The 15,886-nt window shown below is 65.4% G+C and carries 17 protein-coding genes and 1 pseudogene; 7 read left to right on the top strand and 11 right to left on the bottom strand.

From position 1 onward, the window contains the following. Positions 1–165: 165 nt before the first annotated feature. On the bottom strand, positions 166–804 hold the full coding sequence (locus Y900_RS20865) for a porin MspA (protein WP_036344274.1): 639 nt from the start codon (positions 802–804) through the stop codon (positions 166–168). Between the two features lie 284 nt (positions 805–1,088). Between Y900_RS20865 and Y900_RS20860 the strand changes: the two genes are divergently transcribed. Continuing rightward, entirely contained in the window at positions 1,089–1,292 is a 204-nt protein-coding gene (locus tag Y900_RS20860) for a three-helix bundle dimerization domain-containing protein (RefSeq protein ID WP_237752613.1), read from the top strand. 349 nt (positions 1,293–1,641) lie between these two features. Here Y900_RS20860 and Y900_RS20850 read toward each other — a convergent pair whose 3' ends face one another. Further along, a complete protein-coding gene (locus Y900_RS20850; RefSeq protein ID WP_081845183.1) occupies positions 1,642–2,520 on the bottom strand; it encodes a phosphatase PAP2 family protein in 879 nt (292 codons plus the stop codon). Between the two features lie 168 nt (positions 2,521–2,688). Here Y900_RS20850 and Y900_RS20845 point away from each other — a divergent pair, with 168 nt between their 5' ends. Further along, positions 2,689–3,615, top strand: a complete 927-nt coding sequence (locus tag Y900_RS20845) for an undecaprenyl-diphosphate phosphatase (RefSeq protein ID WP_036344271.1) — start codon at positions 2,689–2,691, stop codon at positions 3,613–3,615. Positions 3,616–3,690: 75 nt separating this feature from the next. Here the strand turns inward: Y900_RS20845 and nicT are convergent, their stop codons facing one another. After that, positions 3,691–4,809 carry a Nickel transporter NicT gene (nicT, locus tag Y900_RS20840; RefSeq protein ID WP_036344270.1) on the bottom strand — a complete coding sequence of 373 codons (1,119 nt, stop codon included), beginning with the start codon at positions 4,807–4,809 and terminating at the stop codon, positions 3,691–3,693. Between the two features lie 289 nt (positions 4,810–5,098). Here nicT and Y900_RS20835 point away from each other — a divergent pair, with 289 nt between their 5' ends. Next, complete coding sequence (locus Y900_RS20835; RefSeq protein WP_036344269.1) at positions 5,099–5,791, top strand: YcnI family protein; 693 nt, start codon at positions 5,099–5,101, stop codon at positions 5,789–5,791. On the opposite strand, the gene Y900_RS32460 is transcribed toward Y900_RS20835, so the two are convergent. Further along, entirely contained in the window at positions 5,763–5,918 is a 156-nt protein-coding gene (locus tag Y900_RS32460; protein ID WP_157838264.1) for a hypothetical protein, read from the bottom strand. The two genes, Y900_RS20835 and Y900_RS32460, sit on opposite strands and share 29 nt — an antisense overlap. A gap of 17 nt (positions 5,919–5,935) precedes the next feature. Beyond that, positions 5,936–6,257, bottom strand: a pseudogene (locus Y900_RS20830) (Fe-Mn family superoxide dismutase); the annotation flags it as partial. Positions 6,258–6,326: 69 nt separating this feature from the next. Between Y900_RS20830 and Y900_RS20825 the strand changes: the two are divergent. Continuing rightward, complete coding sequence (locus Y900_RS20825; protein WP_109751111.1) at positions 6,327–6,677, top strand: hypothetical protein; 351 nt, start codon at positions 6,327–6,329, stop codon at positions 6,675–6,677. 199 nt (positions 6,678–6,876) lie between these two features. Here the strand turns inward: Y900_RS20825 and Y900_RS20820 are convergent, their stop codons facing one another. Further along, the gene (locus tag Y900_RS20820) at positions 6,877–7,269 is read right to left on the bottom strand and encodes a hypothetical protein (protein ID WP_051660179.1); all 393 of its coding nucleotides are present in this window, start codon (positions 7,267–7,269) and stop codon (positions 6,877–6,879) included. Positions 7,270–7,641: 372 nt separating this feature from the next. Here Y900_RS20820 and Y900_RS20815 point away from each other — a divergent pair, with 372 nt between their 5' ends. Both Y900_RS20815 and Y900_RS32165 read left to right on the top strand, forming a co-directional pair. Continuing rightward, positions 7,642–8,502 (top strand): cyclopropane mycolic acid synthase family methyltransferase, encoded by an 861-nt coding sequence (locus Y900_RS20815; protein ID WP_036344268.1) that lies wholly within the window; start codon positions 7,642–7,644, stop codon positions 8,500–8,502. A 126-nt stretch (positions 8,503–8,628) separates the two neighbouring features. Further along, on the top strand, positions 8,629–9,204 hold the full coding sequence (locus Y900_RS32165; protein ID WP_131536233.1) for a hypothetical protein: 576 nt from the start codon (positions 8,629–8,631) through the stop codon (positions 9,202–9,204). A gap of 15 nt (positions 9,205–9,219) precedes the next feature. Here Y900_RS32165 and Y900_RS20805 read toward each other — a convergent pair whose 3' ends face one another. Further along, positions 9,220–9,447 (bottom strand): DUF1059 domain-containing protein, encoded by a 228-nt coding sequence (locus Y900_RS20805; RefSeq protein WP_237752713.1) that lies wholly within the window; start codon positions 9,445–9,447, stop codon positions 9,220–9,222. Positions 9,448–9,545: 98 nt separating this feature from the next. Here Y900_RS20805 and Y900_RS20800 point away from each other — a divergent pair, with 98 nt between their 5' ends. Then, positions 9,546–10,391 carry a sigma-70 family RNA polymerase sigma factor gene (locus tag Y900_RS20800; protein ID WP_420329778.1) on the top strand — a complete coding sequence of 282 codons (846 nt, stop codon included), beginning with the start codon at positions 9,546–9,548 and terminating at the stop codon, positions 10,389–10,391. Here Y900_RS20800 and Y900_RS20795 read toward each other — a convergent pair. From Y900_RS20795 to fdrA, 4 genes are all read right to left on the bottom strand, one after another. Continuing rightward, positions 10,388–11,479 carry a GGDEF domain-containing protein gene (locus Y900_RS20795; RefSeq protein WP_036344262.1) on the bottom strand — a complete coding sequence of 364 codons (1,092 nt, stop codon included), beginning with the start codon at positions 11,477–11,479 and terminating at the stop codon, positions 10,388–10,390. The genes Y900_RS20800 and Y900_RS20795 overlap by 4 nt on opposite strands. Before the next feature lie 77 nt (positions 11,480–11,556). Next, positions 11,557–12,921: a carbamate kinase gene (locus Y900_RS20790; protein ID WP_081845182.1), complete on the bottom strand. Its 1,365-nt coding sequence runs from the start codon at positions 12,919–12,921 to the stop codon at positions 11,557–11,559. Further along, entirely contained in the window at positions 12,918–14,330 is a 1,413-nt protein-coding gene (locus Y900_RS20785; protein ID WP_036344260.1) for a YlbE family protein, read from the bottom strand. The genes Y900_RS20790 and Y900_RS20785 overlap by 4 nt, the downstream gene beginning before the upstream one ends. Continuing rightward, complete coding sequence (gene fdrA, locus Y900_RS20780; RefSeq protein ID WP_036344258.1) at positions 14,327–15,883, bottom strand: acyl-CoA synthetase FdrA; 1,557 nt, start codon at positions 15,881–15,883, stop codon at positions 14,327–14,329. Before fdrA ends, Y900_RS20785 begins: the two co-directional genes overlap by 4 nt. Positions 15,884–15,886: the final 3 nt, after the last annotated feature.

The following is a 15,886-nucleotide window of genomic DNA, read 5'->3' as shown; positions in this document are numbered from 1 at the left end:
TTAGCCACTCATCACAGGTGGCATGATGCCCAAAGGTTCAGTCCACCGAATCATCGTTTCCAGAGGGGTTTATCACGGGTCGGCCCCGACTCGTCGCTTTCCGACGATGCCGACGATGGCACAACAGTGTTGAGAATTCGCTGAGCAGGGGCAGTTTCAATTTTGTCAGTTCATGTTCCAGGGTTCGCCGTAGGTGGTGACGCTGTCACCGGCCTTGGAGATCAGGCGGGCGAAGGGGCGCAGAAGCACGCCGCCGGCAGCACCGGTGACGGTGCCGTGGGCGTTGGCCACCGCGACCGAGCCGTTGGGGCCCGAGACGTCGACGGAGAACGTGGCGACTTCCTGGATACCGGGACCGTTGCCCAGGTCGGCGGAGATCGACACACCCGGGAACAGGTTCGGGGTGATCACCTGGTTCAAGGGCGCGAAGTTCCTCGGGGAAATGCTTACATCGTCGAGCAGGATGTTGGGGGTGGTGTAGCTGAAGTTGATGCCCACACCCAGCGACCACGGGAAGCCCACCTGGTAGCCCAGCTCCAAGGTGCCCGCGAACTGGTCGGCACCCGGGCCGACCACGCTGTAGACAGCCTTGCCGGAGTGGAACCACTCCCGAGTCAGCCGGTTGCGGTCCAACGGGAACACACCGTTGAGGAAGGTGTCCCACTGCTGAATCGTCATCGTGCGGCCACCGCCGTCGACCAGACTCAGCTCATTATCCAAACCTGCGTGCGAGGTACCTGTCCCGACGAACAGTGTCGCGACGGCGGCGATCATCGCCACCCACACTCGACCGATGATCTTCATGCTCCTCCGTCACCGTTTGTCGCGACCGCACCTGGAAGCCGGCCACCCTGTGGAAATCTCCCGAGCTGTCGATCGCAAGTGCACGAACGGCTAGATAGCTCAATGGCCGGGCGCTCAACACTGAACGTCCGGGCGGCGAGCATCCCACCACCGTGCTGAGAGGACGCTGAACGCCGCTCGGCCTCGCTGCTGGCTGACGTTCAACAGATCGGTCCTCGGGCGCTCCCAACTGGGGTCTTTAGCCCTCTTGACCTGCAGACGGCTGCGCCCGCAATGTGGTCATCGTGGGGATACCGGCCGAGCAACACATCATCGACCAGCTGGTCGAGCGCCTGGCACTTGCTTACCCCCAAATTGGTCGCGAGCAGGTCAACCGCACCGTCAACGAAGAGTACGGTCGCTTCGATGACCGTCCGATCCGCGACTTCATCCCACTCTTTGTCGAGCGGCATGCAGTCAACCGTCTGTCGGAGCTTGTGGGGTCGTAGCGGATATCGGAGTGCGCGGCGGGCTACCGTACATGGGCGATGACTGCTGAGAATTCTGCGGAGCCCGCCGCGTATTGGGCCGCTGACCGAGCCCAGGCCGGCCACTTCCGCGAGCAATTAGAACGCGAACTGACAGCTCTTGACGGCCAGGCCGCGAAACTGCAAGCGCAGCTCGACGAGCACTCGCGCCACAACAGATCGCTCGATGTTTTCCGAATACAGGGCGATCTGCGCGCCGTGACCGCGACCCGACTCAGCGTCATTGAGATGCTGTCCGCGCTCACGACTCGTTTTCCGACACACCAGAGTGACCCACCCCGAACTGACTGACGCCCAAGGATCACGTGCGTTAGCGACGCACCGCCGACCACCACCACCCGGCGAGCACGACCACCACAGCCCAAGCCGCTCCGAGCAGCCACCCCGCGAAGACATCGGTCACGAAATGAACGCCCAGGTATAAGCGGGAGAAGCCGATCAGGGCGATCGCGGCGGAGGTGGCCGCCCACACCAAAACCTGTGCGGCCCAACGTCTAACGACCCATCGGCACAGTATCCATGCCGCCAACAAGCCGATTGCCGCCGCACCCGTCGCATGACCGGAGGGAAACGAGAAACCCGACGCGGGTATCAGTGCGAAGGGCGATGGTGGGCGCGGTCGGCCGACCAGATGCTTGGCGATGAGGGCCACTGCCGTGATGCCCCCGCCACCGATGGCACCGATCAGGACCGGCAGCCAGGATCTGCCGAGCGTCGCCGCCAGTGCACACACCAGCACCAACCACACCGCCTGACCGGCCGGGCCGCCCCAGTGGGTGACCGGTATCAGCACCCGGGTCAACCACACGTCTCGGTGTTGGGCCAGCCAGCCCGCCGAAGGGCGATCGACAACCGCCAGTCCGTCGCCCTCCAGCACATCGTCGAGTAGGTCGGTGAACCCAACAGCCATTGCCGTGACGGCGACCAGACCTACGATCAGCGCCACGCCTGCGATGCCCTGCAGTTGCAACCGAGTCCGCAGCGAGAAGGTAGGCGGCCCAAGCCGCGCCGTCGTCCACTCCAAAATCCGGCGGATTGGGATCACGTCGCTTACACGGGCGAGGGCCTGACGCCACTCGGGATGTCGTGCAGTTCCAATCGCCACCGCCGCGATCACTGCCAACACCACGAACACACCGATGCTGACGACCCCGAAGCCTGCCGTCCCAACGCCGTAACCATGCTCCACGTTCGACTATCCAATCAGCAACGGTGACCACCGGCGTCCCCAAGATATTTCAGAGCAGCGCCACTGAGAGACCGCTGAGAAGGTTTGGGCTCGGCGTGCAGCGTCGCGGTAATGTGCGCCATGGACTAGCCACCGACCCAGTCTGCCGACGCGAAAGTAACCATCTCCATGAGTTCACACCTGAGCTATGCCGAAGCGTTGATAGTCGGTGCACTTCAAGGCGTCACCGAACTGTTCCCGGTTTCCAGCCTCGGTCACTCGGTCCTCCTGCCGGCAATTATCGGTGGGAGGTGGGCGGCCGACCTCAATGTCTCGACCCCCGAATCGCCTTACCTAGCCTTCATTGTCGGTCTACATGTGGCTACGGCCGCAGCCCTGCTGGTCTTCTTCTGGCGTGACTGGGTCCGCATCGTGTCGGGGTTCGTCACGTCTGTGCGCTACCGCCGAATCCAGACTCCGGCGGAGCGGCTGGCATGGTTGATCGTGCTCGCAACAATTCCCGTGGGGTTATCAGGTCTTGCGCTCGAGCATGTGTTCCGCACAACGCTGGGTAAACCTGTTCCGGCCGCAGTCTTTCTGATACTCAACGGCCTGGTGCTGTACGGCGGCGAGATGATTCGGCGCCGCACACCAGCTTTGGCGTCCGTCAACTCCGCCGACTCCGCCGGTCAGCGGGAATCCGGTTCGCTGGGCAACGCTGTAGACGATCGGCTCGCCCAACTTTCACTACCGCACGGCGTTCTCGTCGGCTGCGCCCAAATTCTGGCACTGCTGCCCGGCATCAGTCGCTCGGGCGTCACCATGGTCGCCGGCATGGCGCGCGGACTGTCCCACGAGGAAGCGGCGCGGTTCTCCTTCCTTCTGGCGACACCGATAATCTTGGCTGCCGGCCTGCTGAAGATCCCTGATTTGTTCGGTCCTCTGGGCAACGGCATTCACGGCCAGGTTTTGCTCGGGAGCCTTGCCTCATTTGTCTCGGCCTACTTTGCGGTGCGATTTCTGACTCGGTACTTCGAAACTCGCACTCTCACACCGTTCGCTATCTATTGCGTACTGGCCGGGACCGCAAGCTTGCTATGGCTGACCATCGGGTGACCTCGGCGCCGCGCGTGGCCGACCGCCTCCAGACTTCTTATCGCCCACAAGCCGCCCCAGATACCGATAAGAGTGTCACAGAACATTGCTAGAAGCAGCGCTCTGCCAACGCTTTTCGACTCCTGAAACCTTCCAGTAAGTGACGGCGCACAACCACGTGACCGCAAACAATCCGACGATCGCGAAGCCGGCATTGTTGAGATTGATGGAGCTGATCCATGTGGTCACCGGGTCGATCAGACCGAGGTCGTCATGGAGCACCGACACCAGTTCGATCGTGCCGATGAACAGGGCCACCGCGACCGATAGACCGGTGATCGTGAAGTTGTAGTAGATCTTGCGAATCGGGTTGGCGAAGGCCCAGTCGTAAGCCACGGTCATGAACAGGCCGTCCGCGGTGTCCATCGCGCTCATGCCGGCGGCGAACAGCACCGGCAACACGAGCACGGCATACCAGGGCAGGCCGGCGGCGGCGCCCGAGCCGGCCAAGGCGAGAAGCGCTACCTCGGTGGCGGTGTCAAAGCCCAGCCCGAAGAGCAGACCGACCGGGAACATCCCGGTCGGCCGCTTGATTCTCTTCATGATCGGGCGCAAGACCCGGGCCAGGAACCCGCGGTTGTCCAGTGCTCCTTCGAGTTCACGCTCGTCGAACGTGCCGTTGCGCAGCGCGACGAACACTCGCCAGATCCCCATCAGCGCGACGATGTTGATAGCGGCGATGAGGTAGAGAAACCCACCCGATGCCAGCGTCCCACCCAGGCCCAATGCCCGACGCACCGGCGACTCTTCATCGAGTAGCGTGCTGACGGCTTTGGTTCCCGCGATCACCAGCACCGCCATCACGAGGACCATTGCCGAGTGCCCCATGGCGAACCAGAACCCGACCGATTTCGGCTTGCTGCCGTCAGCCATCAGTTTTCGGGTGGTGTTGTCGATGGCTGCGATGTGATCGGCGTCGAAGGCGTGGCGCAGACCGAAGGTGTAGGCGGTCACGCCCAGTCCGACTCCGAAAACCTCGGCCCCGACCTGGTAGTGGTTGGGGGCGACAAACATGAGCAACGTGCCGAAACCGACTATATGCAGCGTTGCAATCACCGCGAGGAGAGCACCGACCTGTACCCAATCCCGTTTGGTCCAGACGGCGACGAGCCGTCGAAGAGCGTTCGGCGTGGCGGCTGGAAGATCTTCCGGCATGAGTCATCCTTCAAGGGAACTGCGCCCCGTCGTGGCGAAGCGCGAGTGGCCGGGTCTGGCTCCCTTCGGCGGCGAGAATTTCTCGGCTCCGTCGGACACAGTGGCGCGACCGCACCGGAATGACACCGGTTTCCGCAACCGCTCGCATTGAACGACAGCAACATATCCGACATACGCCGCCTCGCGATAGCACACAGCAGACTCCTAGGGAACTGCGCGAGGTAGTGCGCCGACTATTGAACCGGGATATCAAACTCTCACTGTCCCAGGGAAAGGCCAGCGCACCGCAATGAGGAACAGCAGCAACAGCACGACCGGCAAGGCAGCACGTGTGATCGCTGGTGTGTCAACACTCGGCGCCATCGCCGCGCTGGCTGCGGCACCCGCGTGGGCACACGTTCACGTCGACGCCGACCACACCAACCCGGGCGGGGACGCGATCCTGACATTTTCAGTGCCCAACGAATCTGAGAAGGGAGCAGCCACGACCGAGGTCACCGTTGCCCTTCCCGACCTGACCGAGGTCAGCGCCGAACAGATCCCGGGGTGGACCGCCCGCCTGGACCGCAACGTGGCGGCGGGCACCGTCAAATCCATCACCTGGACCGCAGCACCCGGCGCCGGGATACCGCCCGACCAGTTCGCCCTGTTCCGCGTAGCAGTTATGCTCCCCACCGGCGACAGCGCAAGCTTCCCCACCACCCAGACCTACGGCGACGGCACCATCGTGCGCTGGGATCAGGCCAACCCGCCCGGCGGCGCCGAACCCGAACACCCAGCTCCCACACTGGCTTTGGGGTCGGAGCCGAAGTCTCCCGCAGATAAGCCGTCTCCAACGGTGTCGGCCAGTCCCACCCCCGTTGCATCACCGACGGCGCCGGCGCCTACGTCGGACAACACCTCGCGCTGGTTGGCCGGAGCCGCGCTCGTCATCGCGGCCGCCAGTGTGGTCCTCACCTTGGTGACACGGCGACGGTCATGAAGTCGACGGCGGCGGCGGTCCTTGCGGCACTCTCGATCACCGCTCTCGCCGGTGCACCCACTGCGTCAGCGCACGCGGTGCGCATCGCCACCGATCCGCCGTCGACGCAGTTGTCGTCGTCGGCCATCAGACAAACGGGGCAGTTTAGAAGATCAGGCCCGCGGTCTTGGGCGCCGCCGCAGCGAACCGGCTCCGGACGTCAGCCCAATTGACGACATCCAAAACGCTTTCACGTAGCCGGCTTTGATGTTCTTGTGCTGCAGATAGTAGGCGTGCTCCCACATATCGACCTGCAGCAGCGGGATGATGCCGAACCGGACATCGGCCTGCTGATCGTAGAGTTGGAAGGTCAGCAGCTTGTCGCCAAGAGTGTCGTAGCCCGCACAGCCCAACCGGAACCCTGCAAACCATTGGCGGCCGCGGTGAATTGGGCGCGGAACTTATCGAACGAACCGTAGCGGACATCGCCGATGGCGGGCTTCGGATCCCGATGCACTGAACGCTGAGGTTTATTCGACACCGTATCGTCGACACTATGACCACGGTCATTTCCGGCCCCCGCGTCCAGGTCGGCAGTACCAGCGGTGACGTCCGCGTAAGTGACGGCGGGAAGCTCCTGCTGGTTGGCTACGTCGGCGGCACGCTCACCATCGCTTCCCGCGGCTACGCCGTGATCATCGGCATGGTGGAACGACTGGTGGTGGAGCCGGGCGGCGTGGCCAAGCACCGCGGCTGCTGCCGAGGCGATGCCATCAATGAGGGCGGTGGCCTCGCGGTCATGCGTGGGTCCGTGATCGACGGGACGTTGCACGGGCGCTCATGCACTCGCGTGCATCCAGGGGCCAAGATCGGCGAAGGACCGCCAGGCGGTCGAGGGCGTCAATAACACCGCTCCTGCCGTGCCGCCCCACTTGCTGCTACTTCTCGGTACCACAGCGAGTTCTCTTTCGGTACAGCGACTTTCGCGGTTGTGATCAAATCCAAGAGGCTATTCCGGTTCGGATTCAAATCGTCCAATCTTTGCACCGGATTTGGACGGGCTTTCCGGGCGAGGAGCCCTCGTACGCTGCAAGCTTCGACGTTGATCAGCTGTCAACACCGAGGTAGGCGCGCATCTGGGGCTGCGATAGTTCGATCGGCTTCACGATGACCGACAGCCAGCAAGCTGTCAGCAGCCCCACGGCGACATCCGCGATTATCAGCCACGCCATGGGCGCCTCCGGACGTCCCGTACGCACCCACCACAAAGCACCGGTGCCGATGGCCGTCGAGAGGCCACAGGTGTAGGCCGCCGCGCAGCACCATCGGAAGCGCCGCACGCTCAATGCCAGCGCGGATGTCCCGGCGGCAATGGCCAGCGCGGAAGTGCTGATCGCGGGCACCCGGTTGAACCGGGGTACAGATACGTCTCCGACCGAGCCGTAGCACCACAGCATGATCGAGACCAGAAGCAGGATCGTCAATGCGGCGTAACCCACCCGCCGCTGTCTGTGAATCCAGACTTCGTCCAGGACACGGCCTTCTACTCCGGCAAGCGCATGTCGTAACGATTCCGTCCGCGAATCTTCCACGCCGTCCCTTCATGCCGTCCCGCATACCAACCCATAGTCGGGATCGACGAGCCGATAGTTCCAAGGTCTGGACGGTACAGAAACCGTCCCGCGGGCATTGGATGGCGGGCCGGCGCGGGCCCGCGGCACAGCAACCGACATCCGGCATCTGGCTAAGTCGACAGACTAGCTAGCAGTCGACACGGATTCCAGCGCCCCCTAAGACCGAGCGTGCTCGGGAGCTTTCATCTACGCTGAGTGGCAAACGTGTCAGCAAACTCAAGCCTGGGGGGTGTCGCCGTGACTGCGCTCGAAGCCGATTTCGACCTGATGCAGTCGATCTACGACATCTCCGACGAGTTCTATGCCCTCTTCCTCGGCCCGACCATGGGCTATACCTGCGGGTACTACGAGCGCGCCGGCATGACCACCGACGAGGCGCAGATCGCCAAGTTCGACCTGGCGCTGTCCAAGCTGCGGCTGGAGCCCGGCATGACTCTGCTCGACGTGGGTTGCGGTTGGGGGGCCGGCATGCAGCGGGCCATCGAGCGCTACGACGTCAACGTCATCGGGCTCACGCTGAGCCGGACTCAGCGTGACGCCGCGGAGGCTCGGCTGGCCCGCATCCCCACCCGACGCGCTTTCGACGTGCGGCTGCAAGGGTGGGAGGACTTCGACGAGAAGGTCGACCGCATCATCTCCATCGGATCCATGGAGCACTACGGCCACCGCAAGTACGGCGCGTTTTTCGAGAAGACCTACGACGCGCTGCCCGACGACGGTGTGATGTTGCTGCACACCATCTGTGGGTTCCACCCGTATGAGATGCACCGGCGAGGCTTGCCGCTGACCTTCGAGATGTGCCGGTTCATCAAATTCATCGTCACCGAGATATTCCCGGGCGGCCAGTTGCCCTCGGCCGCCCTGATCGAAGAACACGTGGCCAAGACCGGATTCACCTTGACCCGCACCCATTCCCTGCAGCCGCACTATGTTCTGACGCTGGAGAGTTGGGCGGCCAACTTGGCGGCCAACCGCGACAGGGCCATCGAGGTGCAGTCGCAGCAGGTGTACGACCGATTCATGAAGTACCTCACCGGCTGTGCCGACCTGTTCCGCAACGGATCGATCGACATCAACCAGTTCACTCTCGAAAAGTGAGCCTGCGGCGACCACTGTGAGGCGGCACCACCGACACACCTCGACCAGCACGCAAATTTGCTGTCCGAGGCCACCATGTCCTCGTATTCTGGACGCGCAGGCAGGTTCGGCACATGGGGGGTTGCTGTGGTTGGTTTTTCGGCGTGGTTGGGCGCGGGTGCGCTGACGATCGGTATCGGTGCGGCAGCGCTGGCGTGTTCAGCAACGGCAAGCGCCGACGCAGGTGCCGGCACCTCAGCGCGACACCATGTCTCGGCGAGTCATTCGACCCGTCCCGCCGCCCAGAGTTCGCCGCGTCCGAAGACGTCGGCGACCGTGTTGGCTGCGAGCACCGTGGCAGGCGTCGCCGACCCCAAGCCCAGGCCGGTGGCAGCGGTCACCCTGCCCACGACGACCACCAGCGCCCCGCCGACCGCTCACGCAAGTGCGGTCCCGAACATCACTGACCTGCTCGGACGTATCGTCATGCTGGGCAGCGATATCCAGCACTTCAACGTCGTTCGTGCGGTCCACAGCGTCGAACACGCCGTCTCGGGGGCCGTCATCAGCGCAGCCAACACCGTTGCACGCGCCATCGAGACGGTGGCCGCCGGCGTCGGCAGCGCCGTCATCGCGGTCGTGTTCGTCGTCGCGCTTCCCGTCGAAATCCCGTTAGCGCTCTACATTTTCGCGTACTTGGTCAGATCCCCCCTGTGGTTCTGAGGACCTATCGCCGGCTCAGTTCTCCGGCAGTTCCGCGAACCGCTTCTTGACGTCGTTGTACCACCCCATCGACTTGATGGGGTGACGCCAGCGGCCCTTCATGTCCTCGCGCGCGGGCACATGGGAGTCGTCGCCACCGGAGACCACATCCTTGAGGTGCTGGTCCTGCGCCTTGATGATGTCGTCGGCGGTGTCACCGCGGTGCTCGAAACCGCATGGGCCACCCAGGTCTTGGCAGGTCATGGTCTTCACGGGGCCAACTCCTCCTGTCGATGTCACACCCGGTCGTCCGGGCGCGTCAAGATGTTGACGCGACCGACGACGAAAGTGTGACCGCCATGGTGAGTGATGATCAGCTGCACGACGGCTTCGAGGCCGAGCGCCCGCGCTTGCAGCGCATCGCGGGGCGGATTCTGGGCGACGCCGACGCAGCCCAGGACGTCGTCCAACAGGCGTGGCTAAGGTTGCATGCCACCGACGAACCGATCGACAACCTTGCGGGCTGGCTCACCACCGTGACCTCTCGGCTGTGCCTCGACCGGCTGCGAGCCCGCACACCGGTGCCGACCGAGTCGATCGAGGTCGAGGAGACCGCACCCGACCCCGCCGACGACGTGGTGCTGGCCGACACCGTCGGCATCGCGCTACAAGTAGTGCTCGACCGGCTGACACCCGTCGAACGGGTGTCCTTCGTCCTGCATGACAGCTTCGGCGTGGACTTCGAGCTGATCGCATCGATGCTCGACACCACCCCCGTCGCCGCCCGCAAGCTGGCGTCTCGGGCGCGAGCCAAGGTGCGCCCGGCATCCCCCGAGGACGCCCTCGCCGACTGGGAGGTCGTCGATGCGTTCATGACCGCGGCGCGCGAGGGTGACTTCACCCGGCTGCTGCAACTGCTCGCACCCGACGTGACGGTCTCCGCGGACGCCGCGGCGGCCGCCCTCGGCACACCGGCCCACATGGAGGGCCGCGCCGAGGTGGCCCGCTTCTTCAACGGCGCCGCCGCCGCCGCGTTTCCGGTCTTCGTCGAGGACCGGCCCGGGTCGGCCTGGATTCACCGCGGTGAGGTCAAGGTCGCGTTTGACTTCGTCATCGAGGACGGGCGGGTACGCCGTCTTCAGTTCCGCGCCGAGCCCGACGTGCTGGCCGGCGTGCGCCGCCGAGAGGGCGCCGCGACGCGGGGTTAAACCGCGGCCTGCTCCTCGGCGCCCGGCGGTTCAACCACCACGACGGTGCCGCCACCGACCCGCTTCGCGCGGTACATCGCGTCGTCGGCGCGATGCAGAATCGAGTCGAGATCGACTACACCGTCGACGTGCTCCCAAGTGATCCCGACGCTGAAACTGAGAAACAGCCCTCTCGGATCACGCAACCTCAGCGCCTGCACCCGCCTGACGAAACTGTCCAGGTCGTGATCGTCCAAAAGGCTTGCCACGAGCACGAATTCGTCACCGCCAATCCGTGCGGCGATATCGCGGGTGCGGATCAGCTTCGTCAGCTGCGCGGCCACTACTTGCAGCGTGGCATCACCGGTGCCGTGCCCGTGGTCGTCGTTGAGCCGTTTGAACCCGTCGAGGTCGATCACCACGACGGCAAGCACCGAACCGCGCGGACTCCGAGCCCACGTGGTGCCGGTCTCGGCGTAGAGACCCCGCCGGTTCAGCAGCCCGGTCAGCGAATCACGGTTGGCCGCATACGCAGTGGCGCTGAGACTGCGGCGGGTGCCCTCGATGACCATCGCCGCGATCGCCGGCATCACGACCACGGTCGTCAGCGCGGGCATGAAGTACAGCGAGAGCTCGGCGGGCCGCCCCCCGTCGAACTGCACCCCCACCCATGTGAAGGCCAGAATTGTCGCGGTCGCGAAACCGCAGTGCAGGAACAGCACCCGATACCCCAGCAGCACGGCGGCGAACACACCGATCAGGCACATGTAGACGGTGGCCGCCAACCGCGCCTCGGGCGCGGCAAGCGTGGCACCAGACACCGCGAGCGCGACATCACCCCAGACGGCGAACGCGACCGCCCGCTGATACCCCGGCCACGGCCGGGCCAGCCACAGACCACCGATGAGCAGGGCCGACAACAGCAGAAGCAGGTGAACACCACGCGCCAACAGGCCGTGCGGTCCCAGCGGCTGGATGGATTGAATCTGCTCCAGAGAGCTCAGCAGCCCCAGGCTGATACACGCCACCCCGATGAAGATGCGGATTGCATTCAAATAGCCGGTCGCGCGTAGCACTGCGGTAGCGATGGCGAACTCGCGCTCACCCATGCGAAGGCCCTCGTAGTAATGGTCAGTGTGTGTGGCGGATGCTATCGGTCACCACCGACGTTGGCTACGTTTTCTGGTCACACACCCCCGCCGGCGGCGGTGTAGGCCCGCCACCCGCCGAACTCGGTGATCTCCCGCTGCCCCTCGACCAGGGCGGGCTCCCCGATCACGCCGAGCACCGTCGAGCCGTCCTCCAGGTTTACCTTGCCGATCGACAGTCCGGGTGGCTCGGCGAGCAGGATCCCGGCCAGACCCGCCGCGGGCACCTCCCACACCTCCACGGCCACACCCACGCCCGAACCATCGGTGACGCGAATCATCGCCGGATGCTCGTCGTTGATCGTCCACAGCCGGTACACCGGCTCGGTGGTGGCCTCCCGCAGGAACGTGGCTCCGGCGGCAGCCATGTTGGGTGACAGTTTCAGCCCCCGCATCAGTGTTCCGTTGACCGCCAACAGCACTGCGTCACTTCCTTTCTCATCAACTGCGGGAGCCGTCGCGTCGCCGACGATCCGGGTGCCCGACGTACCGGCCAGGATGGCCGGGATCTCCTCCGCGGCACCGATGACGCCGACCGAACCTGGCGTCGCGGCGACGAAATCGGCCACCGCTTCCACTTTCGGTTCCATCGACCCCTTACCGAATTGGCCTGACGCGATGTAGTCACGGGCCTGACGCACGGTGATGGTGTCCAGCCAGGTCTCGGCGGGCGTGCCGAACCCGATGGCCACCCGCGCGACCCCGGTTGGGATCAGCAGCAGGTCGGCACCCAACTCGTGGGCCAGCAGCCCCGAGGCGATGTCCTTGTCGACGACGGCCTCCACGCCGACGACAGTGCCGTCGGATTCGAGCGCCACCGGGATGCCGCCGCCGCCGACCGCGATGACGATGGCGCCGTCATCGAGCAGCCGCCGGATCACGTCGGTCTCCAGAATGGTGGTCGGTCGCGGTGAGGCCACCGTGCGCCGCCAGCCGCGGCCGGCGTCCTCGGCGATGGTCCAGCCCAGATTCTCCGCCAGCGCCCTGGCCCGCTCCTCGGTCAAGAACGAGCCGACCGGTTTGGTGGGGTTGGTGAAGGCCGGGTCGTCGACGCTGACCACCGAGTGGGTGACGAGGGCCACCACCGGTCGCGACAGACCACGGCGGGCCAGCTCGTTATGCAGGGCTTTGACGAACATGTACCCGATCGCGCCTTGGGTGTCCGCCACGGCGTAGTCGACCGGAACGGGATCCACCTCGTCCTTGGCGAGCTCCGAACGCCGCAGAATGAAACCGACCTGTGGGCCGTTGCCATGGGAGACAACGAGTTTCCAGCCTTGCTCCACCATGTCGATCAGCGGGCCGACGGTGCGGCTGACCGTGTCGTACTGCTGGGGAATGGAGTCGTGTTCGGCGTCGGTGACCAACGCATTGCCGCCGAACGCGACGATCGCGGTGCTCACTTCTGCAGTCCCGACGCCAGCGCTGCCAGAGCACCGGTGAAGCAGTCCATGGGCGCGGTGGTGATGCCCGCGCCGATCTGCCCGACACCTGCCTGCCGGTGCGCGATCCCGGTGTTGATGATGGGCAGGATGCCGGAGTCGGCGACCAGGCGGGCGTCGATTCCGGCGGGCGTTCCGCCGAAGTTCAACGGCGGCAGGGTGAATGCGGGGTTGGTGCCCAGCGTGATGGACAGCATTCGGCGGCTGTTGGCGGTCGCGTCGGCCGGGGTGCCGCCGACGAACTGGACGATCGCCGGTGAGGCGGCCATCGCGAAGCCACCCAGCCCGTTGGTCTCGGTGATCGCCGAGTCGCCAAGGTCGGCGGCCGCGTCATCGACCGTGTACCCCGGGAAGTACAGTCCGTCAACGGGATTGGCGGGAGCCTGGAACCACTGATTTCCGTTGCCGGACAGCTTGATACCGAAGTTGATACCGTTTCGGGCCATCACGGTGACCATGCTGCTGCCCGGCACGCCGGCGGCGGCGTCCGACATCGACTTGGCCGCGGCCATCGAGATGTTGAGGAAGAAGTGATCGTTGCCTGCGACGAATTCCAATGCACGCCGCACCGCGTCGGAGGCGAGATCAGATCCCAGCAGTGCCAGTGTCAACCGTTTGAACAGCAGACCGGACGCGGCGGCGTTGCGGTTGTGCAGCTCGTCTCCCATGTGCAGGGCTTGTGCCATCAGTGGTTTGAGATCGGGATCGGCGAGCCCGCGCACCGCGACCTGCATGGTGGTGAAGAAGTCGCTGCCCAGCCACCGCAGCCGCTCGAGCACGTCGGGCGAGTTGGCGCCGAACCGCAGCACCTTGCCCAGGCCCTCGTTGAGGTTGCTGTAGGCGCGGTTCCCGCTAGCAGTGTTCTCCACCACCCACACCGGCATCGACGGGCTGATGATGCCGGCCATCGGTCCGACCGCACCGTGCTCGTGGCACGGCTCGAGTGCCACTTCCCCACTGCCCGCCAGCTTTTCGGCGGCATCGAGGTCATCGGCCCAGCCTTCGTAGAGGATCGCCCCGGCGATGGCACCGCGCTGCGGCCCGCACATGTCGGGCCAGTCGATCGGCGGCCCGGCATGCAGGATGCGGCGTTCACCGGGACCGAGCCCGGCCATCACCTCCCCGGCGCGGACCAGGTCGACCAGTCGAGGTTGCGCACCCAGGTACCGCTCGAAGGCGATGGTGTTGGCGGCCTCGATGCGCGGGTCACCGATCAAGGTCGCCAGCGTCCAGCCCAACGCCGGGTCGGCGCCCGCCGGCGGAGCCCAGGTGACGGAGGTGGCCCGGCCGCCGGCTGCGGTGATATTCGCGGCGAAACTCTGCAGTCCCACGTTGACGACGCTGAGATCCTGTTGGAGAAGCTCTTTCATCGATCTCCTCCCCGCGCGACGACCAGGGTCGCGGACCACAGGGCCGCCTCCGCGTTGCTCGACGCGACCAGCACACCGGCCGACTGCAGGGCGGCGACGGCCTTGGTGCGGTCCTGCGGATCCAGTTCGGTGCCGCAGACGTAGCCGACGAAGGCAACGGTCCGCCCCTCGGCACGGGCCGCGGCCGCGCCGGTCTCGATGATCGAAACCAGTTCTGCCGTCGGGTCGTCGGCCGAGCCGTACCCCAGCACCACGTCGAACAACACGACCGCCGTGGCGGGGTCGGCGATCTCGGCTCGGATGCGGGCGTCCTTCTGCGATGGGTCGATCATCGGATGTGGCTTGCCGCGGGTGAATTCATCGTCGCCCATGTCGAGGATGGTGTGCCCCTGACTCGTGCGGAGGTCGGCCAGCGCGGTGTTGCCGGCCACCGGGGTGTTCGACCGGGCGGTCACGCCGTGGGCGTGGTGTATCAGCTGCGCTTCGTAGCAGAAGGTGCCGCCGGAGAAGATGCCGCGGACGTATCGCTGGCTGGGCGCCATCGCGCTCGCGAGACCGTTCAAGGTTCGGCTCATCTCGGCTGAGATGGCGATATCGGTTGCGGTCGGTTGCCCGCCAGCGGCCAGTTCGACGGCCATGTCCGCAGCCTGCGCAAGCGACGCCGCGCCGTACACGCCGTCACGGGTGATGGATGCCGGATCGGCGCCGAGGAAAATGACGACCACCGGTTTGGCGCTGTCCTGGGCTGCGGCAAGCACTTTCGCGGCCACCGTCGGTGATGGCGGCTTGGACACCAGCGCGATCACCGTGGTGGCGGGGTCGGCGTCGAGCGCGGCCAAACCGTGCAGCATGGAGATACCGCCGATCGCCTCAGCCAGGTCGTGGCCGCCGGTGCCGAGCGCGTGCGAGACCCCCGAACCGTTCTGATGGATCCGGACGGTCACCTCCTGGGTGCCGGTGCCGGAGGCGCCGACCACCCCGATCGGGCCGCGTCGCACCACGTTGGCGAAACCCAGCGGGATGCCGTTGATGATGGCGGTGCCGCAGTCCGGGCCCATCACCATCAGGTCATGGGCCTGGGCGTAGTCCTTGAGCGCCAGCTCGGCGTCCGGTGTGACGTTGTCGCTGAACACCATTACGTCCAAGCCGAGCCGCAGTGCCTTCATCGCCTCGGCGGCGGCGTAATCGCCGGCCACCGAGATCAGCGCCAGGTTGAGCGCGGGATCGGTGGCGACGGCCATCTGGATGCTGGTGGTCGGGGTCGCCGACGCCTGTTCGCCGCTGTCGGGAGGCGACGCCGACAGCAGTGAGTCGGCCACGGCGAGCGCTTCGTCGCAGGCTTCCTGGCTGCCGGCCACCGCGACGATCACATCGTTGGGCCGGACATCGAACGCGCCGAGGCCGGCTCGGGCAAGGTTGTCGACATTGGTGGCCGACGCCATCACCACCGACGCGGCCTCGATGCCGGGTATCGACGTCACCCGCGCCGACACCGTCATCAAGGACACCGAGTCCTTGTAGAGGTTGGGATAGAAACGCGAACTGGTGCCCATGCG

The organism is Mycolicibacterium aromaticivorans JS19b1 = JCM 16368 (assembly GCF_000559085.1).
Lineage (GTDB): Bacteria > Actinomycetota > Actinomycetes > Mycobacteriales > Mycobacteriaceae > Mycobacterium > Mycobacterium aromaticivorans.
Note: the sequence above shows the minus strand (reverse complement) of the source record. Positions and strands in the feature narration are given on the sequence as shown.